This is a genomic window from Pseudomonas sp. 21LCFQ010, from assembly GCF_024129905.1.
Lineage (GTDB): Bacteria > Pseudomonadota > Gammaproteobacteria > Pseudomonadales > Pseudomonadaceae > Aquipseudomonas.
The window spans coordinates 128,983-149,847 of sequence record NZ_JAMYDZ010000012.1; the positions used below are offsets into that span (position 1 = coordinate 128,983).

21 protein-coding genes are annotated in these 20,865 nt (G+C 60.7%); all 21 read left to right on the top strand.

Annotation, left to right across the window (positions count from 1 at the left end):
• Positions 1-15 precede the first annotated feature (15 nt).
• The 21 genes from fabG to purF all read left to right on the top strand — a co-directional run bounded on the left by fabG (position 16) and on the right by purF (position 20,862).
• Positions 16-756 carry a 3-oxoacyl-ACP reductase FabG gene (gene fabG / locus NJC38_RS15705; RefSeq protein ID WP_045493596.1) on the top strand — a complete coding sequence of 247 codons (741 nt, stop codon included), beginning with the start codon at positions 16-18 and terminating at the stop codon, positions 754-756.
• Positions 757-955: 199 nt separating this feature from the next.
• The gene (acpP, locus tag NJC38_RS15710; RefSeq protein ID WP_025261008.1) at positions 956-1,192 is read left to right on the top strand and encodes an acyl carrier protein; all 237 of its coding nucleotides are present in this window, start codon (positions 956-958) and stop codon (positions 1,190-1,192) included.
• A 255-nt stretch (positions 1,193-1,447) separates the two neighbouring features.
• Positions 1,448-2,692, top strand: coding sequence for a beta-ketoacyl-ACP synthase II (gene fabF, locus NJC38_RS15715; RefSeq protein ID WP_253115601.1), 1,245 nt, complete (start codon positions 1,448-1,450; stop codon positions 2,690-2,692).
• Positions 2,692-3,507 carry an aminodeoxychorismate lyase gene (gene pabC, locus NJC38_RS15720; RefSeq protein WP_253115603.1) on the top strand — a complete coding sequence of 272 codons (816 nt, stop codon included), beginning with the start codon at positions 2,692-2,694 and terminating at the stop codon, positions 3,505-3,507. The genes fabF and pabC overlap by 1 nt, the downstream gene beginning before the upstream one ends.
• Positions 3,508-3,510: 3 nt before the next feature.
• Entirely contained in the window at positions 3,511-4,629 is a 1,119-nt protein-coding gene (gene mltG, locus NJC38_RS15725) for an endolytic transglycosylase MltG (protein WP_253115605.1), read from the top strand.
• A 16-nt stretch (positions 4,630-4,645) separates the two neighbouring features.
• Positions 4,646-5,278: a dTMP kinase gene (gene tmk / locus NJC38_RS15730; protein WP_045493583.1), complete on the top strand. Its 633-nt coding sequence runs from the start codon at positions 4,646-4,648 to the stop codon at positions 5,276-5,278.
• A complete protein-coding gene (locus NJC38_RS15735) occupies positions 5,271-6,257 on the top strand; it encodes a DNA polymerase III subunit delta' (RefSeq protein WP_253115608.1) in 987 nt (328 codons plus the stop codon). Before tmk ends, NJC38_RS15735 begins: the two co-directional genes overlap by 8 nt.
• A 33-nt stretch (positions 6,258-6,290) precedes the next feature.
• Positions 6,291-6,647: a PilZ domain-containing protein gene (locus tag NJC38_RS15740; RefSeq protein WP_045493581.1), complete on the top strand. Its 357-nt coding sequence runs from the start codon at positions 6,291-6,293 to the stop codon at positions 6,645-6,647.
• A 13-nt stretch (positions 6,648-6,660) separates the two neighbouring features.
• Positions 6,661-7,446, top strand: coding sequence for a TatD family hydrolase (locus NJC38_RS15745; protein ID WP_253115610.1), 786 nt, complete (start codon positions 6,661-6,663; stop codon positions 7,444-7,446).
• Positions 7,447-7,872: 426 nt separating this feature from the next.
• Positions 7,873-8,535 carry a TetR/AcrR family transcriptional regulator gene (locus NJC38_RS15750; RefSeq protein ID WP_045493577.1) on the top strand — a complete coding sequence of 221 codons (663 nt, stop codon included), beginning with the start codon at positions 7,873-7,875 and terminating at the stop codon, positions 8,533-8,535.
• Positions 8,536-8,624: 89 nt separating this feature from the next.
• Complete coding sequence (locus tag NJC38_RS15755; protein WP_045493573.1) at positions 8,625-9,227, top strand: DUF4823 domain-containing protein; 603 nt, start codon at positions 8,625-8,627, stop codon at positions 9,225-9,227.
• A 7-nt stretch (positions 9,228-9,234) separates the two neighbouring features.
• A complete protein-coding gene (locus tag NJC38_RS15760; protein ID WP_253115612.1) occupies positions 9,235-9,795 on the top strand; it encodes a DUF1285 domain-containing protein in 561 nt (186 codons plus the stop codon).
• An 86-nt stretch (positions 9,796-9,881) separates the two neighbouring features.
• Positions 9,882-10,892 (top strand): aspartate-semialdehyde dehydrogenase, encoded by a 1,011-nt coding sequence (locus NJC38_RS15765; RefSeq protein ID WP_253115614.1) that lies wholly within the window; start codon positions 9,882-9,884, stop codon positions 10,890-10,892.
• Between the two features lie 87 nt (positions 10,893-10,979).
• Positions 10,980-13,847 (top strand): FimV/HubP family polar landmark protein, encoded by a 2,868-nt coding sequence (locus NJC38_RS15770; RefSeq protein WP_253115616.1) that lies wholly within the window; start codon positions 10,980-10,982, stop codon positions 13,845-13,847.
• A 147-nt stretch (positions 13,848-13,994) separates the two neighbouring features.
• A complete protein-coding gene (truA, locus tag NJC38_RS15775; protein WP_045493552.1) occupies positions 13,995-14,819 on the top strand; it encodes a tRNA pseudouridine(38-40) synthase TruA in 825 nt (274 codons plus the stop codon).
• 59 nt (positions 14,820-14,878) lie between these two features.
• Entirely contained in the window at positions 14,879-15,499 is a 621-nt protein-coding gene (locus NJC38_RS15780; RefSeq protein WP_253115618.1) for a phosphoribosylanthranilate isomerase, read from the top strand.
• A gap of 249 nt (positions 15,500-15,748) precedes the next feature.
• Positions 15,749-16,675: an acetyl-CoA carboxylase, carboxyltransferase subunit beta gene (gene accD / locus NJC38_RS15785; protein WP_045493541.1), complete on the top strand. Its 927-nt coding sequence runs from the start codon at positions 15,749-15,751 to the stop codon at positions 16,673-16,675.
• Positions 16,672-17,952, top strand: coding sequence for a bifunctional tetrahydrofolate synthase/dihydrofolate synthase (folC, locus tag NJC38_RS15790; RefSeq protein WP_253115620.1), 1,281 nt, complete (start codon positions 16,672-16,674; stop codon positions 17,950-17,952). The genes accD and folC overlap by 4 nt, the downstream gene beginning before the upstream one ends.
• Positions 17,953-17,970: 18 nt before the next feature.
• Positions 17,971-18,651 carry an SPOR domain-containing protein gene (locus NJC38_RS15795; RefSeq protein WP_253115623.1) on the top strand — a complete coding sequence of 227 codons (681 nt, stop codon included), beginning with the start codon at positions 17,971-17,973 and terminating at the stop codon, positions 18,649-18,651.
• 102 nt (positions 18,652-18,753) lie between these two features.
• On the top strand, positions 18,754-19,341 hold the full coding sequence (locus NJC38_RS15800) for a CvpA family protein (RefSeq protein WP_045493536.1): 588 nt from the start codon (positions 18,754-18,756) through the stop codon (positions 19,339-19,341).
• Positions 19,342-19,353: 12 nt separating this feature from the next.
• Complete coding sequence (purF, locus tag NJC38_RS15805) at positions 19,354-20,862, top strand: amidophosphoribosyltransferase (RefSeq protein ID WP_045493535.1); 1,509 nt, start codon at positions 19,354-19,356, stop codon at positions 20,860-20,862.
• The last annotated feature ends 3 nt before the right edge of the window (positions 20,863-20,865 follow it).

Here is a 20,865-nt window from a genome sequence, read left to right on the forward strand (position 1 = left end):
TAAGGAGAAACCTGCATGAGTCTGCAAGGTAAAGTTGCACTGGTAACCGGTGCCAGTCGTGGTATTGGCCAGGCTATCGCTCTGGAACTGGGCCGCAACGGTGCCGTTGTCGTCGGCACTGCGACGTCTGAGGCCGGTGCAGAGCGCATCACTGCGACCTTCAAGGAAAGCGGCATCGAAGGCTTCGGTCTGGCGCTGGATGTGACCAAGGCCGAGTCGGTCGAAGCGGTCCTGGCGACCATCGTCGAGCGTGTAGGCACGCCGTTGATCCTGGTCAATAATGCCGGCATCACCCGCGATAACCTGATGATGCGCATGAAAGATGACGAGTGGAACGACGTCATCGATACCAACCTCAACAGCCTCTACCGCCTGTCCAAGGGTGTGTTGCGGGGTATGACCAAGGCGCGTTGGGGGCGGATCATCAATATTGGTTCGGTAGTCGGTGCCATGGGCAATGCCGGTCAAGTAAACTACGCTTCCGCGAAGGCGGGGCTGGAAGGTTTCAGTCGTGCCCTGGCGCGTGAGCTCGGTTCGCGTGCTGTGACCGTGAACGCTGTCGCGCCAGGCTTCATTGATACTGATATGACCCGTGAGTTGCCTGAGGCCCAGCGTGAGGCCTTGCTGACCCAGATTCCTCTGGGGCGTCTGGGCCAGGCACAGGAAATCGCCAATGTTGTAGCGTTCCTGGCCTCTGAAGGCGCGGGTTATGTGACCGGTACGACCATTCCGGTCAATGGCGGGATGTACATGTAACCGGATTTTATAAACGCTCGTTTCAGAAAAATGTCATACGAGCTGTCTAAAATCCGTTATAAAGCTGCAATCTTTTAATGGGTACTGGGTCGTGACGGAGCGGGAGGGGAGCTTTGAGCTTGAAAAGCGCAAAACCTCTTCTATACACTTAGCCACCGGCCAAATGCCTGAACATTTCCACTAGGAGTTAAAACTAGGTATGAGCACCATCGAAGAGCGCGTCAAGAAAATCGTTGCCGAGCAACTTGGCGTCAAAGAAGAAGAGGTTGTCAACACTGCTTCTTTCGTTGAAGACCTGGGCGCTGACTCCCTGGACACTGTTGAGCTGGTAATGGCTCTGGAAGAGGAATTCGAGACCGAAATCCCTGACGAAGAAGCCGAGAAGATCACCACCGTTCAGGCTGCCATCGACTACGTGAACAGCCACCAGGGCTGATTTTTCGTAATCGCTGATTGCTGTTATGGGAAAAACCGCACTGCTTACCGGCGTGCGGTTTTTTCTTTAGTAAAGATAAAGGTGTCTCTGAAGGCTCAGGCGAGGCAGCCAGCACGACGAAAAACAGGCGGGCAAGCGCCGTTGACGGTTTGTTGACGAGCATTGTGAACCGGTTTTCAACCCAGTGATGGCCACGCAGGCAGTTTTTGGATGCACCCTGAAGATGTATCGCCAACGAGAGAGAAGGAGAGTCCTGTGTCGCGTAGACGCGTCGTGGTCACCGGGATGGGAATGATATCGCCACTGGGTAACGATGTGCCCAGCAGTTGGCAAGGCATTCTGGCAGGGCAAAGTGGTATCGGTCCTATCGAGCACACCGACCTGTCGGCTTTCACCACGCGTTTTGGTGGTTCGGTCAAAGGGTTTGACGTCAGCCAGTACCTGGCGCCCAAAGAGGCGCGGCGGGTCGATCTTTTCATTCAGTATGGCCTGGCGGCCAGCTTTCAGGCGGTGCGCAATGCCGGACTGGAAGTGACTGATGCCAACCGTGAGCGCATTGGTGTCGCCATGGGGTCGGGCATTGGTGGCCTGACCAATATTGAAACCAGCAGTCGACTGATGCATGAGCAAGGCCCTGGGCGTATTTCGCCGTTCTTCGTGCCTGGCTCGATCATCAACATGATTTCCGGCTTCCTGTCCATCCACCTGGGTGCACAAGGGCCTAACTACGCCATTTCCACCGCCTGCACCACCGGAACTCACTGTATCGGCATGGCGGCGCGCAATATCGCCTACGGCGAAGCCGACGTGATGATCGCGGGCGGCGCAGAGATGGCTGCTTGCGGTCTGGGCATGGGCGGTTTTGGCGCAGCGCGTGCGCTGTCGACCCGCAATGACGATCCGGTTCGTGCCAGCCGTCCGTGGGACAAGGACCGTGATGGCTTCGTTCTGTCCGACGGTGCCGGTGCAATGGTGCTTGAAGAGCTTGAGCACGCCAAGGCGCGAGGCGCCAACATTCTGGCCGAGCTGGTCGGTTTCGGTATGAGCGGCGACGCCTTCCACATGACCTCGCCGCCAGATAACGGCGCCGGTGCTGCGCGTTGTATCGTCAATGCCCTGCGCGATGCGCGGATCAATCCCGAGCAGGTGCAGTACATCAATGCGCACGGTACTTCGACACCTGCCGGTGACCTTGCCGAAGCCCAGGCGATCAAGACGGTGTTCGGCGAACATGCCTACAAACTGGCGGTCAGCTCCACCAAATCGATGACCGGCCACCTGCTAGGCGCTGCCGGTGCTGTCGAGGCGATTTTCAGCGTGCTGGCCCTGCTGGATCAGGTTGCTCCGCCGACCATCAACCTCGATGAGCCAAGCGAAGGCTGCGATCTGGACTTTGTCGCTCATCAGGCGCGGGGTATGCCGATCGATGTCGTGCTGTCCAACTCCTTCGGATTTGGCGGTACCAATGGCTCGCTGGTGTTCCGCCGGTTCAGCGAGTGATGACGGCGTGGGTCGACGGCCAGCCGGCAGACAGCCTGGCGTTGGCTAACCGCGGGCTGGCCTATGGCGATGGGCTGTTCGAGACCATCGCTGTGCGGGCCGGGCAGCCGCTGCTGTTCGATCGCCATGTGCAGCGCTTGGCCGTTTCCTGCCAGCGGCTGGGCATAGAGGCTGACCTGGCGTTGATCCGCGCTGAAATGACCCGCTTTGCCAGGCAACTGGATGCCGGTGTGATGAAGCTGATCCTCACGCGTGGCGACAGCCAGCGCGGTTATGCACCGGCTGCTGGTGCCGCGCCACGGCGCATCCTGCAGGGCTCGCCCGCGCCGGTGTATCCGGCGGGCCACTTTGCTCAGGGGGTTCGTCTGTACGAATGCCAGACCCGTCTGGCCGAGCAGCCCCTGTTGGCCGGCATCAAGCATCTCAACCGGCTGGAACAGGTGCTGGCCCGCGCCGAATGGCAAACGCCGGAGTTTGCCGAAGGGCTGATGCGCGACACCAGCGGCCGCCCGGTCGAAGGGGTGTACAGCAACCTGTTTGTGGTGCGTGACGGGCGGCTGATCACGGCTGATCTGCAGCGCTGTGGGGTGGCCGGTGTCATGCGTGCCGAATTGCTCGATCAGGCACCAACCCTGGGGATCGCTGTCGAAGTCCGCGACCTGTCGATGTCCGACCTGGAGCAGGCGGACGAACTCTTTGTTTGTAACAGCGTATATGGCATCTGGCCGGTTCGCGGCTTTGCTCAGCTGAACTGGCCGGTCGGGCCGCTCACCCGTAGAATGCAGGCTGTTGCGTACGCACTTCTGGGTAGCTGATTCGTGATTCGAAAATTACTGGTTTTGCTGGAAACCGCTGTGGTCGTGGGGGTTCTGGTGCTGGGCTATGGCATCTGGCGACAGAACCAGGCATTGCATCAACCGCTCAACGTTGCCCAAGAGCAGTTGCTCGATGTGCCGAGCGGCTCCAGCCCTTCGGGCGTGCTCAATCGCCTGGAAGCCGACGGGGTGATCAACGACGCATTCCTGCTGCGCCTCTACTGGCGTTTCAATCTGGCCGGCCAGCCGTTGCACAGCGGTGAGTACCGCATGACGCCGGGCATGAGTGTGCAGGACCTGTTCGGGGTCTGGAAACGCAAGGAAGTGGTGCAATACACCATTACTCTGGTTGAGGGCTGGAATTTCCGCCAGGTGCGCAGCGCCCTGGAGCGCCAGCCCAAGTTGGGACAGACCCTGGCCGGGCTCAGTGACAGTGAGCTGATGGCGCGCCTGGGGTATCCGGATATATTTCCTGAAGGTCGCTTCTTTCCTGATACCTATCACTATGTGCGTGGCATGACCGATGCCGAGTTGCTCAAGCAGGCCTACAAACGCCTGGAGCTGGTGCTGGACGAAGAGTGGCGCCAGCGTGCCCCGGATCTTCCGTACAGCGATCCTTATCAGGCGCTGATCATGGCGTCTTTGGTAGAGAAAGAAACCGGCGTGCCGCAAGAGCGCGGCCAGATCGCCGGGGTGTTCGTGCGCCGTATGCAGATCGGCATGTTGCTGCAGACCGACCCGACCGTCATCTATGGCATGGGCGAGCGCTACAACGGCAAGATCACCCGCGCTGATCTGCGTGAACCCACGCCCTACAACACCTATGTGATTTCCGGTTTGCCACCGACCCCGATTGCCCTGGCCGGGCGTGAAGCGATTCATGCGGCTCTGCAGCCGGTGCCGGGGCGTAGCCTGTACTTCGTGGCCAAGGGCGATGGTAGCCATGTGTTTTCTGCCAATCTGGACCAGCACAATGCGGCGGTGCGTGAGTATCAGCTCAAGCGCCGCACCGATTATCGCTCCAGTCCGGCACCGCTGCCCTCTGCTGACGAATCCACCCCGGTACAGACCGACCCCGTCCAGGCGCCTGACGCGCCCGACAGCGAGTCGTCTGCCCAATGAATTTCAAGGACTGCCTGTGACTGGCCTGTTTATTACCCTCGAAGGGCCGGAAGGCGCCGGTAAAAGTACCAATCGTGATTTTCTCGCCGAGCAATTACGCGCTCGTGGTGTAGATGTCGTGCTGACCCGAGAGCCTGGCGGCACGCCGCTGGCTGAGCGGATTCGGGAAATCCTCCTGGCGCCCAGCGACGAGGTCATGCACGCCGACGCTGAGTTGCTGCTGGTTTTCGCGGCCCGTGCCCAGCATCTGGCTGAGGTGATTCGCCCGGCGCTGGATCGGGGCGCAGTGGTGCTCTGTGACCGTTTTACGGATGCCACATACGCCTATCAAGGCGGCGGGCGCGGCCTGTCGCAAGAGCGCATCGCGACCCTTGAGCAGTTCGTCCAGGGTTCGCTGCGCCCTGACCTGACGCTGGTTTTCGATCTGCCGGTGGAGATTGGCCTGTCCCGTGCTGCGGCGCGTGGCCGGCTGGATCGTTTCGAGCAGGAAGGCCGTGACTTTTTCGAAGCTGTGCGCGGTGCCTATTTGCAGCGCGCTGCTGCAGCGCCTGAGCGTTACCAGTTGATTGATGCCGCCCAGCCGCTGGCTGAGGTTCAGGCGTCATTGTCCGCCCTGCTGCCGGGCTTGCTGGAGCGCTGCCGTGGCTGAGGCCTATCCGTGGCAGGCGGCGCTCTGGCAGCAACTGGCCGGTCGTACGCAACACGCGCATGCTTATCTGCTGCACGGCCCGGCCGGTATTGGCAAGCGCGCCCTGGCGGAGCGGTTGATGGCGTTTCTGTTGTGCCAGCGACCCGCGCCGCAGGGTGCCTGTGGGCAATGCAAATCCTGCCAGTTGCTGGCCGCCGGTAGCCACCCGGACAACTTCGTGCTTGAGCCTGAAGAAGACGATAAGCCGATCAAGGTCGATCAGGTCCGTGAGCTGGTCAACTTCGTGGTGCAGACCGCGCAGATGGGCGGGCGCAAGGTGGTGCTGGTCGAGCCGGTGGAGGCGATGAACATCAATGCGTCCAATGCCGTTTTGAAAAGCCTCGAAGAGCCCTCGGGCAATACCGTGCTGCTGCTGGTCAGCCACCAGCCCAGCCGTCTGCTGCCGACCATCAAGAGCCGCTGCGTGCAACAGGCTTGCCCGTTGCCCGGTGAGGCGGCCAGTCTGCAATGGCTCAGTGCCGCCTTGCCGGACGGGGACGCGCAATTGCGCAACGACCTGCTGGCACTGGCTGCCGGTTCGCCATTGCTGGCCCTCAAGCTGCACGGGCAGGGTGTCATTGAGCAGCGTGCGCTGGTCGTTGACGGGGTCAAGAAGCTGCTCAAGCAGCAGCTATCGCCGACCCAGCTCGCTGAGGGATGGAAAGATGTTCCCCTGTTGCTGCTGTTCGACTGGTTTTGCGATTGGGCGCATCTGATCCTGCGTTACCAGATGACTGAGGATGAAAGCGGCCTCGGGCTGGCTGACATGCATAAGGTGGTGCAGTATCTGGCGCAGAAGTCGCCGCGTGGCAAAGTGCTGGGGATGCAGGACTGGGTGCTTGCCCAGCGCCAGAAAGTCATGGGCAAGGCCAATCTCAACCGTGTGCTGCTGCTTGAGGCACTGCTGGTGCAGTGGGCAGCGCTACCCGGACAAGGGTAGACTCAGCGCTGAACGTTATTCCAAGGAGATGCAATGAGCCTGCCGATCAATCCTGGTCCGCGTAACGGCATCCTGTCCCTGACCATCAAGGACAAGTCCGTGCTCTACGCCGCCTATATGCCGTTCATCAAGCATGGCGGGTTGTTCATTCCGACCCCCAAGAATTACAAGCTGGGCGATGAAGTGTTCATGCTCCTGAACCTGATGGACGAGCCGGAAAAAGTCCCGGTCGCCGGCAAAGTCATCTGGGTCACCCCCAAAGGCGCTCAGGGCAATCGCACCGCCGGTGTCGGTGTGCAGTTCAACGACGGTGACAATACTGCCCGCAACCTGATCGAAACCTACCTGGCCGGTGCCCTGAAGTCCGACCGCCCCACCCATACGATGTGACTGTGCCTTATTCATGCTTGTAGATTCTCATTGCCATCTGGACCGCCTCGACCTGACCCAGCATCAGGGTTCTCTGGATGCCGCGCTGCAAGCGGCGCGTGACCAGGGGGTAGGTCATTTTCTGTGCATCGGTGTCAGCGCTGACAACGCCGCAACGGTCAAGACGCTGGCTGAGCGCTATGCCGATGTCGACTGTTCGGTGGGCGTTCATCCGCTGGACCTCAAACCCGGCGAGGAGCCTGCACTGCAATGGCTGCTCCGGGAGCTGGATCACCCGCGGGTGGTGGCCATCGGTGAAACCGGCCTGGATTACCATTACGAGCCTGAGGCGGCCGAACTGCAGCAGGCGTCGTTTCGCCTGCACCTGGAGGCCGCACGGATTACCGGCAAGCCGGTGATCGTGCATACCCGCGCGGCGCGCAGCGATACTCTGCAGTTATTGCGTGAGGCGGCATTGCCTCAGGCCGGCGTGCTGCATTGCTTCACTGAAGACTGGGAAATGGCCAAAGCCGCTCTGGATCTGGGGTTTTATATCTCGTTGTCGGGCATCGTCACCTTCCGCAATGCTGATGCGTTGCGTGATGTGGCTCGTCAGGTTCCGGCCGACCGGTTGCTGGTCGAGACTGACTCTCCTTACCTGGCGCCGATACCTTACCGTGGCAAACCCAACTTGCCGCAATATGTGCGTGAAGTCGCCCAGTTCCTGGCCATGCTGCGCGGTGAGAGCTACGAGCGCTTCGCTGAGCAGACCACCGACAACTTCGCCCGGCTGTTTCCTCTGGCCCACTTGCAGCGTTGAGGCCAGGCAAAAACAGCAGGCAAAAAGAAACCCGGATTCTGGGGGGTGAAACCGGGTCAAGACCATTAGGAGTAAAACAAAGGCATGCCATCCATGAATGCCTTTATTGGTGCGGCATTTGGGGGGAATGCGTACCAACGCTTTAAGTATTGATGAGAATACCTGGCCTGCCAGTCGCCATTGGTCATTTTTTAAACAGTTTTGGAATACTAAAACCGTTATTGAGTGCCTGATTGATGTATAGGGTTGGGCAGCCTTGATGGGCGACCACTGGGCCCGGCGGTTCGTGCCGGGAGTGCCAGCCTTGCAGGGCAGGGGGGCGAAATGCAGACAGCGGGTGCTCGACAAGATGGATGAACAGTGCATTTTCGCGCCAATTAGGCATAATACCCGGCTTCGATTTTGAGCCTTGCAGACCCTCTCACTATGCAAAAAGAACCTCGAAAGGTCCGTGAATTTCGCCGCCGTGAACAGGAAATTCTCGACACCGCACTGAAGCTTTTTCTGGAGCAGGGTGAGGACAGTGTCACTGTCGAGATGATCGCCGATGCGGTCGGGATCGGCAAAGGGACGATCTACAAGCACTTCAAGTCCAAGGCCGAGATCTATCTGCGGCTGATGCTTGATTACGAGCGCGATCTCAACGAATTGCTGCACTCGGCCGATGTCGATCGTGACAAGGAGGCGCTGTCACGGGCCTACTTCGAGTTCCGCATGCGCGACCCGCAGCGTTACCGGTTGTTCGACCGCCTCGAAGAGAAAGTGGTCAAGGGCAACCAAGTGCCGGAAATGGTCGAAGAGCTGCACCGCATTCGTGCCTCTAACTTTGAGCATCTGACCTTGCTTATCAAGGGGCGTATCAACGAAGGCAAGCTCGAAGATGTCCCGCCATACTTCCATTATTGTGCCGCCTGGGCATTGGTCCACGGCGCTGTGGCGCTGTACCACTCGCCGTTCTGGAGCAATGTGCTCGAAGATCAGGAAGGCTTTTTCCAGTTCCTGATGGACATCGGCGTGCGCATGGGCAACAAACGCAAGCGCGACCCTGAGCTGGCTGTTGAAGTAAAACCCGACCCTGCGGCGAAATGAGTTTCCTGCCGGGCAGGTGAAAATGGCGCGGAAGCTGCATCCGACGGCCATTCGCCGGTTTTTCGTCACCGGTTTTTGGGAGAGTAATGATGCGTAGCCTGATTCTGCTGCTGGCGCTTGTCGCGCTTGGTGGCTGCATGAAAGTCAGCGACATGGCCGATGGCGTTCACGAGCAGTTCAGCGATGCCGGGCTGCTCGATCACAGCCAGACCCGGCGGACCAGTAACTTTCGCCTGCAGCCCGACTCCTTTATCTATATCGCTCAAGCGGCCTTCGTGCCGCCAGGCAGGGCTTATCCGCGTCCTAACGTAGTGGCCGAAGAGGCTTTCAATAACTTCATCGAGTTCTTTCCTCTGGTGCGCCGTGCCCGTGCCCCGGTGGGTCTCGATCAAGCCTTGAGCGAAGCCCGCAGTGCTGGTGCGCACTACCTGTTGTATACCCGTTTCGCCCGTGCTGACGACCGGATAGGCACTTGGGACCAGTGGGCTGATGAAGAAGCGCTGGATCGCTTTGGCATCGACAGCGGGGTCATTCAGATGATGCTGATCGAAACCTCCACGCAATACTTGATCGACAGCGCACGAATCCGCAGTCGTGGCGGTTTGCTGACGCTTTACGACACCCGTCCCGAAGATTTGCTTGGTCCGCCCATGGAGCAATATGCTCGTGGCTTGATAGGTGTCTCTCGATAGGACCGGTATGAGCGATTCAGGCAAGACCTCCGACCTGCTGGCGCAACTCCCCAAAGGCCGGGGTCCTGCGCCGGTGCATCTGTGGAATCCGGCATTTTGTGGCGATATCGATATGCGTATCGCCCGTGACGGCACTTGGTACTACCAGGGGTCGCCGATTGGCCGCAAGCCCATGGTCCAGCTGTTTTCCAACATCATCCGTCGCGATGGCGATGACTACTTTCTGGTCACACCGGTAGAAAAGGTCGGCATCCAAGTGGATGACGCGCCTTTTGTGGTCATCTCTCTCAGTGTCAGCGGGGCGGGCGAGCGCCAGATTCTGAGCCTGGTCACCCACGTCGATGATCAGGTCGAGATCGGCCCGCAACATCCGCTGCGGGTCGAAACCGACCCTGTCACCCTTGAACCGGCCCCTTATGTGCTGGTGCGCGCCAATCTGGAGGCGCTGCTGCATCGCAATGTCTTCTATCAACTGGTCGACCTGGCCGTGTCTGCCGAATTGGACGGCCAGCGCTGGTTGGGCGTGTGGAGCCATGGTGTGTTTTTTCCTATTGGCCCAGAGCCATGAAAGCAGTCTAGAGCGGGCAGCCTTGATTGCCTGGCATCCGTGGCGCGGGTAAAGTGCCGCTCCCCATTTTTCCCTGAGGTTTATGCATGAGTCAGCCCTTTGCTATCGCCGTGATCGGCGCCACCGGAACCGTGGGCGAAACCATCGTCCAGATTCTTGAGGAGCGCGACTTTCCACTGAGCGAATTGCATTTGCTGGCCAGTGCCGAATCGTCAGGTACCTCGTTGCCATTCAAAGGCAAGAATCTGCGTGCGCGGGAAGTGGACGCGTTTGACTTTTCCAGAGTCGGCCTGGCGTTTTTTGCCGCAGGCGCTGCGATCAGTCGCAGTTTTGCGCCGCGTGCCCTGCAGGCGGGCTGTTCGGTCATTGATTTGTCCGGCGCCTTCGATCACCAGCAGGCATCGCTGCTGGTGCCGGAAATCAACGCCGCGCAGCTTGCTGGCCGCTCTGCGCCACTATTGTTGAGCAATCCGGGCTCGGCGGCGACGGCGTTGGCTCTGGTGTTGGCGCCGCTGCGCGATGTACTGGATATCCAGCGCGTCGATGTGACGGCCTGCATGGCCGTCTCGACCTTGGGGCGTGAGGGTGTCAGCGAGCTGGCGCGGCAGACCGCCGAGTTGCTCAACATGCGGCCTCTTGAACCACGGTTTTATGATCGTCAGGTGGCTTTTAACCTGCTTGCCCAGGCCGGTACGCCGGATGAGTACGGTCATGCGCCGCAAGAAAAACGTCTGGTCAGTGAGTTGCGCGAATTGCTGGCGCTGCCTTTACTCAAGGTCTGCGCTACTTGTATCCAGGTGCCGGTATTTTTCGGCGACAGTTTCAGTATATCGCTGCAAACCGCCCAGGATGTCGACCTGGCGTTGGTCAATAAGCGCCTGGATGCCGCGCCGGGCGTGGAGTTGGTCGATGCCGGAGATTACCCGACCCCGGTGGGCGATGCGGTAGGGCAGGATGTGGTGTATGTCGGCCGGGTGCGCTGCGGTATCGACGATTCACGCCAGCTCAGCTTGTGGCTGACCTGCGACAATGTGCGCAAAGGTGCGGCGCTCAATGCTGTGCAAGTGGCTGAGTTGTTGATAAAAGGCCATGTGTAAAAGATACTTGGCAACGATTTGTATAATGATTCTAGCGGCAACACGCCTTACTCCGGTTTCGGAGAGTCTTCAAACAAGGGATGGGCTATGGTTCAGGTTCGTAAACTGGTAGTAGCGATTGCTGCGGCTTCGGCGCTGTCGTCGGGTGCAGTACACGCTTTGGGGCTCGGCGAGCTGTCGGTCAAATCGACCCTGAACCAGCCGCTGGTGGCTGAAATCGAGCTGACCGATGCCCGTGGCATCAATGCTTCGCAACTGGTACCCAGTCTGGGAACCACGGCAGATTCCTCTCAGGCAGGGATCACCCGCCAGGCTTTCCTTAATGACCTGACCTTTACCCCGGTGATTAACCCCGGTGGCAAGAGCGTGTTGCGCGTCACCTCCAGCAAGCCGGTGACCGACCCTTATGTAAAATTCCTGGTTCAGGTGCTGTCGCCCAACGGTCGTGCCCAGCGCGAATACAGCCTGTTGCTCGACCCGCCGCGCTTCTCTTCTGAAACGGCTGCGTCAGCGCCTGCTCCGGCCCCGGCCCCGGCCGCAGCGCCTGTGCAACTGCCTGCGGTCGCCCCGGCGGCGACTGTGCAGGCGCCTGCCGCACAACCGCCCGCCGCCCCGCCGCCCGCGCCTGCCCAGCCCGCACTGCCGCCGCCGGCAGTAGACAAGCCCGAGCAGTACGTGACCAGCAACAACGACACGTTGTGGGAGATCGCAGCCAAGGTACGTAATGGCGGCAGCATTCAACAGACCATGCTGGCGATCCAGGCGTTGAATCCGGACGCTTTCATTGGTGGCAACATCAACCGCCTCAAGCGTGGTCAGGTGCTGCGCCTGCCAACGGCTCAACAGGCCACCGCGCTGCCGCAAGGCCAGGCGATTGCCGAAGTGGCCCGGCAGTATCAGGCCTGGCGTGACGGGCGCCGCAGTGCAGCCGGTCAGCGTCAGGTCGACGCGACCCGGCGTGCCGGCACCGGAGCGGCGCCAGCCCGGGTCGAGACCCCTGACAATCTCAGCCTGGTCGCGGCCAATAAGGCGCCTGGCAGCAAGGGCGCGGCGACTGACAATGATCTGGCCAACAAGCTGGCTGTTACCCAGGAGGCGCTGGACACCTCGCGGCGCGACAACGCTGAACTCAACAGTCGCCTGACCGACCTGCAAAGCCAGTTGGACAAGCTGCAGCGGTTGATGGAACTCAAGAATGATCAGTTGGCCAAGATGCAGGCTGCCGGTGCCGCACCAGCGATCAGCCCGCCATTGCCGGCTGCAGCCGTCGATGCCAGTGGCGCGCCGATCAAGCCGATAGGCGAGCTGGCCCCTGAAGATGCGCTGGCAGCCAGTGCTGCCCAATCTGCTGCAGCGCCTGCCGAACAGCCGCTGGCGGTAGAGCCGGTGGCTGCCCAGGAAGAAACCGATCCGTTCAAGGCTATCCTTGAAAACCCGATCTTGCTGGGTCTTATCGGTGGCGCGGCCTTGCTGTTCCTGGCCCTGCTGCTGTTGTTCCTGGCGCGGCGTAACAGGGCCAGGGCCGAGGAAGAAAAACACCGCAATATGGCCCGTGCACTGGCTGAAGAGTCGCAGTTTGTCTCTGACATGGACCTGAACGCCTCTTCGGACAGCTTCGACAGCCTGGTGACGCCGTCGCCGAGCTACACCATGGCCCCGGCTGCCGTTGCCGCGGCTGCCGCCAATGCTTCGCGTGAGCGACCGACCGACCCGCTGGTGCAGGCCGAGATTCATATCGCTTACGGCCGTATGAACCAGGCCGTGGAGTTGCTGGAAGAGTCCTTGAAAGAGACTCCCGAGCGCGACGATATTCGTCTGAAACTGATGGAAATCTACGCCGAACAAGGCAACAACAAGGCGTATGCCGCGCACGAGCGCAAGCTGGTGGCGGCGGGAAAGCTTCAAGCTGAGGTCGAGCAGCAAAAAGACGATCACTCGACCAAGGGTGTAGCGCAGGCGCCGACACCGGCGCCTGTGACCGAGCTGGCCAAACCTGCCGAGCCTGCGCCTGCTTCTGTGGCGCCGGTGGCGGCCGTGGCAGCCGCTGCGGCGGCCACGTCTGCGGCGGCGATCGCGGCGGAGCTGGATGCCAAATATCTGGAAGAGCTGCTGGCTGATGATGAGCCGGCAGCGGCCGAGGCGGAGCCTGCCCTGGAGGCAGAGCCCGAGCCGGAGCCCGAAGCGGAGCCTGTGATAGCGGCGGGGGATGACGATTTTGATCTGAGCCTGGACGAGTTCGAGGCGGCTGCCACTGACGAGGTCGTGACGGTTGACGATCTTGATGACCTGCTCAATGACGGCGGCTTCGAACCCGAGCCGCTGACGGCTGTCGAGGATGACCCGCTGGCCGAGTTGCTCGACGCCGAGCCGCTGTCGCCGGTGGTGGCTGAAGATGACCCGCTGGCCGATCTGCTCGATGCTGAGCCGCTGCCGCCGGTGGTGGCTGAGGCGCAAGAGCCGCTGGACGAGTTCGATCTGAACCTGACCCAGGAGGAGGCTGCGCTCAAGACTGAGGACGATCTGCTTCTGAGTCTGGGTGAAGAACCACTGGATCTGGGGCTGAGCAGCGCTGACAGCCTGGGGCATGACCTTGAGCTGCCGGAAGACTTCGATCTGTCGCTGGCCGATGAAATCGAAACTGACCAAGCCACCGAGGCATTCGCTTCGGAGATCGACGACGTCAACGCCGAGCTTGATCGTCTGTCTCAGGATCTGGAAAGCCCGCCACTCGACACGCCAAGCTTCACTGCCAGTGATGCCGCTGCGCTGGAAGACGACCTGGAGTTCGATTATCTGTCCGGTACTGACGAGGCTGCGACCAAGCTGGATCTGGCGCGGGCCTACATCGACATGGGTGATGCCGAGGGCGCGCGCGATATCCTCGGTGAAGTGGTCACTGAAGGCGATGACGTGCAGAAAAATGAAGCCCGGGAAATGCTCGCCCGGCTGGCCTGAGCCTGCTCGCGGTGAGCGATCCGCCTGATCTGGCGGATTGCTCGCTGCGTGCGCTGGCGTCTTTGCCCGACAGCCTTATAATGGCCGCCCTTTTCGCAACCCACGGGCTGTAACTCCTTGGCGAACATAGACAACCCGGCCGCCGAGATGGCTGCCGAGGGCTTTCACCGCGTCGCGCTAGGCGTCGAATACAAAGGCTCGCGCTACAACGGCTGGCAGCGTCAGGCCAGTGGCGTGCCCACCGTACAAGAAACACTGGAAAATGCTCTGGGCAAGGTCGCTGCCTCCCCGGTCACCTTGTTGTGTGCCGGGCGCACTGATGCCGGTGTGCATGCCTGCGGTCAGGTGGTGCATTTCGATACGCAAACAGAGCGCTCGGAAAAAGCCTGGATCATGGGCGCCAATGCCAGCCTGCCACATGACATCAGCGTGACCTGGGCAAAGGTCATGCCGGCGCACTTTCATGCGCGCTTCAAGGCCAAGGCCAGGCGCTACCGCTATGTGATCTACAACGATCAGATTCGTCCGGCGCATATGGGTGAGGAAGTAACCTGGAACTATCGTCCGCTGGATGTCGAGCGCATGGCCGAGGCCGCCCAGTATCTGGTCGGTACCCACGATTTCAGCGCGTTTCGCGCCGGCCAGTGCCAGGCCAAATCGCCGATCAAGCAGATGCATCACCTGCGCGTCAGTCGTCACGGCAAGATGATTGTCATTGATGTACGGGCCAGTGCGTTCCTGCATCACATGGTGAGAAACATTGCCGGTGTGCTGATGACCATCGGTGCTGGCGAGCGCCCGGTGGAGTGGATCAATGAAGTGCTGCAGAGTCGGGTGCGGCGTAACGGCGGCGTGACTGCGCACCCCTTTGGCCTGTATCTGGTTGAGGTCGAGTATGCCGATGAATTCGGTCTGCCGCAGCGTTACATCGGTCCGCATTTTCTGACCGGTTTCGCTGGCCTTGAAGGCTGACGGCTGAACCTGCATTTGTTACCATCCGGGACTTTGCGCAAGGACTGAGGTTTCGTCATATGTCAGCCGTTCGCAGCAAGATCTGCGGGATTACCCGTCTGGAGGATGCATTGGCGGCCGTTGAGGCGGGTGCCGACGCGCTGGGCTTCGTGTTCTACGCGCCCAGCCCGCGTGCGGTCAGCGTGCAACAGGCCAGGGCGATCATTGCCGGCCTGCCGCCCTTCGTGACCACGGTTGGCCTGTTCGTCAACGCCAGTTCCTGTGAATTGAACGAAACCCTCGATGCATTGCCGCTGGATCTGTTGCAATTCCATGGTGATGAATCACCCGAGGCATGCGACGGCTATCACCGGCCTTTCATCAAGGCATTGCGGGTCAAGCCGGGTGACGATATCGCCGCCGCCTGCCGGGCTTATGGCAAAGCCAGCGGCATCCTGCTTGATGCTTATGTGCCGGGTGTGCCCGGTGGCACGGGGGAGCGCTTCGACTGGTCATTGATTCCCGGTGATCTGTCCAGGCCGATCATCCTGGCTGGCGGTCTTGACGCGGGTAACGTGGCGCAGGCCATTGCTCAGGTCAAGCCCTATGCGGTGGATGTCAGTGGCGGGGTAGAGCGCAGTAAAGGCATAAAGGATCACGACAAGGTGCGGGCTTTCATGCGTGCGGTGCGTGAAGCCTGATGTGACGGCGTGGCAGCTGCCGCCGTCCATTAGCCTGTCCCGGTAATGAACATGTGCGGGCTGAATTGATTAACCGGACGCTTTTGCGTCGGGTGCGGTTTCAAGTATCACGGCTGAGAGGGGCAGGTCTGGCCAGGTGCCGACCGCAGGCTGTCCTTGCTCGTCACTTTTTACACATTTAGCCAAGGGCGGGTGCCGGGCGTTACAACGCCGGGTGCTGGAGCCGAATCGGCACTGGAGAAAGAAAGCATGAGCAACTGGCTGGTAGACAAACTGATCCCTTCGATCATGCGTTCAGAGGTCAAGAAAAGCTCGGTCCCTGAGGGGCTGTGGCACAAGTGCCCATCCTGTGAAGCCGTGCTGTATCGCCCTGAACTGGAAAAGACCCTGGACGTCTGCCCCAAGTGCGACCACCACATGCGTATCGGTGCGCGTAACCGGCTGAACATCTTCCTGGACGCCGAAGGTCGCAATGAGCTGGGTGCTGACCTGGAGCCGGTAGACCGTCTCAAGTTCCGCGATGGCAAGAAGTACAAGGATCGCCTGACCGCTGCACAAAAGCAGACCGGTGAAAAAGACGCGCTGATTTCCATGAGCGGGACCTTGCTGGGCATGCCGATCGTGGTCTCGGCGTTCGAGTTCTCCTTCATGGGCGGCTCGATGGGTGCGATCGTTGGCGAGCGCTTTGTGCGTGCGGCCAATTATGCCCTTGAGCACCGTTGCCCGATGGTCTGCTTCTCGGCCTCCGGCGGTGCGCGGATGCAGGAAGCGCTGATCTCGCTGATGCAGATGGCCAAGACCTCGGCGGTGCTGGCGCGGCTGCGTGAAGAAGGCATTCCGTTCATTTCGGTGCTGACCGACCCGGTCTACGGCGGCGTTTCCGCCAGCCTGGCCATGCTGGGTGATGTGATCGTCGCTGAGCCCAAGGCGCTGGTTGGCTTTGCAGGCCCGCGAGTGATTGAGCAGACCGTACGTGAAAAGCTGCCTGAAGGCTTCCAGCGCAGCGAGTTCCTCATCGAGCACGGCGCCATCGACATGATCATTCCGCGCATTGAACTGCGCGAGCGTCTGGGTCGCTTGCTGGCGCAGATGATGAACCTGCCATCGCCAAAGGCTGACAAGCCGGTTCTGGAAGTGGTCGAGATTACTCCGGCTCCGACTCCGGCAACCGCATGACACAGCGGACCCTGGGTCAATGGCTGGCCTATCTGGAGCAACTGCACCCGTCGGCCATCGACATGGGGCTGGACCGTGCCCGGCAAGTCGCCGGTCAGTTGGGCCTGAGTCGTCCGGCGCCCAGAGTGATCACGGTGACCGGCACCAACGGCAAGGGTTCGACCTGCGCGTTTCTGGCGGCACTGTTGCAGGCTCAGGGTCTGAAAGTGGGTGTCTACAGTTCGCCGCACCTGCTGCACTATAACGAGCGGGTGCAAGTGCAAGGCGTACAGGTCAGCGATGCTCAACTGTGCGAGGCCTTTGTCGCTGTCGAGGCGGCGCGTGGTGATATCACCCTGACCTACTTTGAAATGGGCACGCTGGCGGCATTCTGGCTGTTCGAACAGGCCGGGCTTGACGCTGTGGTGCTGGAAGTCGGGCTGGGCGGGCGTCTGGATGCGGTCAATCTGGTCGACGCTGATCTGGCGCTGGTCACCAGTATCGGTCTGGACCATGCCGACTGGCTGGGCAATACCCGTGAGTCAGTAGCGTTCGAGAAGGCCGGCATCTTGCGCGCTGGCAAACCGGCGCTGTGTGGCGATCTCGATCCGCCTGCACCCTTGCTGGAGCAGGCCGCAGCGCTCAACTGCCCATTTTTGTTACGCGGTCGGGATTTCAGCGTCGCTATCGACGTCAATGCCTGGTCCTGGCAAGGAGTGAATGGGGCAGGGCAGCCGCTGGTGCTGACTGATCTGCCGCTACTCGATCTGCCGATGGAGAATGCCGCGCTTGCATTGCAAGCCTATGCCTTGCTCGATCTGCCATGGCAGCCCGGGGTGTTGGCCGAGGCGCTGAGCGGTACCCGGATTGTCGGTCGGCTTGACCGACGGGTGCTGCGCTGGAAAGGCAAAACCCTCAATCTATTGCTGGATGTCGGGCACAACCCTCACGCTGCGCGTTTTCTGGCGCAACGGCTTGTCCAGCGTCCGGTGCCAGGCAAGCGCCTGGCGGTGTTCGGTCTGTTGGGCGACAAGGATCTCGAAGGCGTGGTTGCCGAGCTGGTGGCGGGGGTCGCGCATTGGGCTGTGACGCCGTTGCCAACCTCGCGTAGCACGCCGGTTGAGCAATTGCAGGCCTGCTTGCAGAACCTTGGTGCGAGCGTGACGTCCTATCAGAACGTGGCCCAGGCACTGTTGGCACAGTGTGAGCAGGCGATGGCGGATGACGAGATCCTGTTGTTCGGATCTTTTTACTGCGTGGCCGAAGCGCTTGAATGGCTGGCCGATCACGCTGATTGAGGACTGAAGGTGGCTGCGATGCTGGACAAGGCTTACAAACAGCGGATGGTGGGGGCGTTGGTGCTGATCGCCATTGCGGTCATCTTTCTGCCGATGCTGTTCACCCGTGAAGACGAAACCCGCAGCGTGCGGGTCGATGCGCCTGCTGCGCCCGAAGCCCCGGTGATGCAGCCGGTGCAAATCGAGCCGGTCGCAGTGCCTGAGCCCCAGCAGATCACCCAGGTCGAAACCCCAGCGCCGAGCACGGCGCCGCCATCGCGGCCGATTGCCCCGGCGCCGGCCCAGCAGGCGGCTCCAGCGGCGCCTGCCGCTGCACCTGTGGCCTCCGCACCTGTGGCCAGCGCACCCAAGCCGGCCGTCAAGCCCGCGCCAGCGCCTGCCCAGCCGTCAACGCCTGTTCAGCCGCCTGCGCCGACCCAGGCCAAGGCAGCTGCGCCCAGCGGTGTGGACGCCAACGGCCTGTCGGTCAGCTGGTCGGTTCAATTGGCCAGCATGTCCAATCGGGCCAATGCCGATAACCTGCAAAAGGCCCTGCGTGCCCAAGGCTACAACGCTTACATTCGCACCTCCGATGGCGTCAATCGGGTGTTCGTCGGGCCGCTGATCGAGCGTGGCGAAGCCGATCGTCTGCGCGACCAGCTCGACAAACAGCAGAAACTCAAGGGTATCGTGGTGCGTTTCCAGCCGGAACGCGGCTGAACACAGCTGTTTCGAGAAAATTCAGCTCACCGATAATCGCCGCTTACCGACCGGCGGCCGCTCTGTTAAAATGCGCCGCCTTATCCGTCTGCAGGCTGCAACGTGGCACTTACTCCGGTTGACTGGGCGATTCTCGTGATCATCGCCATCTCCGCTTTGATCAGCATCAAGCGCGGCTTCGTCAAGGAAGCTTTGTCGCTGCTGATCTGGATCATCGCAGGCGCAGTCGCCTGGATGTTCGGTGCCGGGCTGTCCCATTATCTGGCCGACTACATCGCCACGCCTTCGATGCGGGTGATCGCCAGTTGCATCATTCTGTTCGTCGCCACCCTGATTGTCGGGGCGATGGTCAATTTTCTCATCGGCGAGCTTATTCGCGTCACCGGGTTGTCCGGGACCGATCGGTTCCTCGGTATGGTATTTGGTGCCGCGCGTGGCGCCCTGCTGATCGTTGTCGCGGTCGGGCTGCTGAGCCTGGGCCCGGTGCAACAGGATCAGTGGTGGCAGGAATCACGCCTGGTGCCGCAGTTTCTCATGGTCGCTGACTGGTCGAAAAACCTGATTGTCGGGATGTCCGGTCAGTGGTCAACCAGCGGCATCGGCATTCCTGCCGAATTGCCGTTCAAGGAGCAGATCCTGTCGCCGGAAATGGCCCAGGATGTGCTCGGTAAATCCAGTTCCACTAAGTAGGGGTTGTGTCGCATGTGTGGCATCGTCGGAATCGTCGGTAAGTCGAATGTCAATCAGGCGCTGTATGACGCGCTCACCGTCCTCCAGCACCGCGGCCAGGATGCTGCCGGTATCGTGACCAGCCATGATGGCCGGTTGTTCCTGCGCAAAGACAACGGTCTGGTGCGCGATGTGTTCCAGCAGCGTCATATGCAGCGTCTGGTTGGGCACATGGGCATCGGCCATGTGCGCTATCCAACAGCCGGCAGTTCGACGTCGGCCGAAGCCCAGCCGTTTTATGTCAACTCGCCGTATGGCATCACCCTGGCGCATAACGGCAACCTGACCAACGTCGAGCAGTTGGCCAAGGAAATCTACGAGTCCGATCTGCGTCATGTGAACACCAATTCCGATTCGGAAGTGCTGCTCAACGTGTTCGCCCATGAACTGGCGGTACGCGGCAAATTGCAGCCGACCGAAGAGGACATCTTCGCCGCCGTGGCTGACGTGCACAAACGTTGCCGCGGTGGTTATGCCGTGGTGGCGATGGTCACCGGCTACGGCATCGTCGGCTTCCGTGACCCGGACGCCATCCGCCCGATCGTGTTCGGCCAGCGTCACACCGACGAAGGCGTCGAGTACATGATCGCCTCCGAAAGCGTCGCCCTCGACGTGCTGGGCTTCACCCTGATCCGTGACCTGGCACCGGGCGAAGCGGTGTACATCACCGACGACGGCAAGCTGTTCACCCGTCAGTGCGCGCCGAACCCACGTTACGCGCCGTGCATCTTCGAGCACGTCTACCTGGCGCGTCCTGACTCGATCATTGACGGTATCTCGGTGTACAAGGCGCGGCTGCGCATGGGCGAGCGCCTGGCGGAAAAAATCCGTCGCGAGCGTCCCGACCACGACATCGACGTGGTCATCCCGATTCCGGACACCAGCCGCACCGCAGCGCTGGAGCTGGCCAACCACCTGGGCGTCAAGTTCCGCGAAGGCTTCGTCAAGAACCGCTACATTGGCCGGACCTTCATCATGCCGGGCCAGGCGGCGCGCAAGAAGTCGGTGCGTCAGAAGCTCAACGCCATCGAGCTGGAATTTCGCGGCAAGAACGTGATGCTGGTCGATGACTCCATCGTGCGCGGCACCACCTGCAAGCAGATCATCCAGATGGCGCGTGAAGCCGGTGCCAAGAATGTCTATTTCTGCTCGGCCGCACCGGCCGTGCGTTACCCGAACGTCTACGGCATCGACATGCCGAGTGCTCACGAACTGATCGCCCACAACCGTACCACCCAGGAAGTGGCTGATCTGATCGGCGCCGACTGGCTGGTCTATCAGGACCTCAGTGACCTGATTGAAGCGGTCAGTGGCAGCAAGAAGATCAAGATCGATAACTTCGACTGCTCGGTGTTCGACGGCCAGTACGTCACCGGTGATATCGATGAGCACTACCTGAACCGGATCGAAGACGCCCGCAATGACGCGGCCAAGGTCAAGAGCCAGGCCGTCAGCGCGATCATCGATCTGTACAACAACTGATTG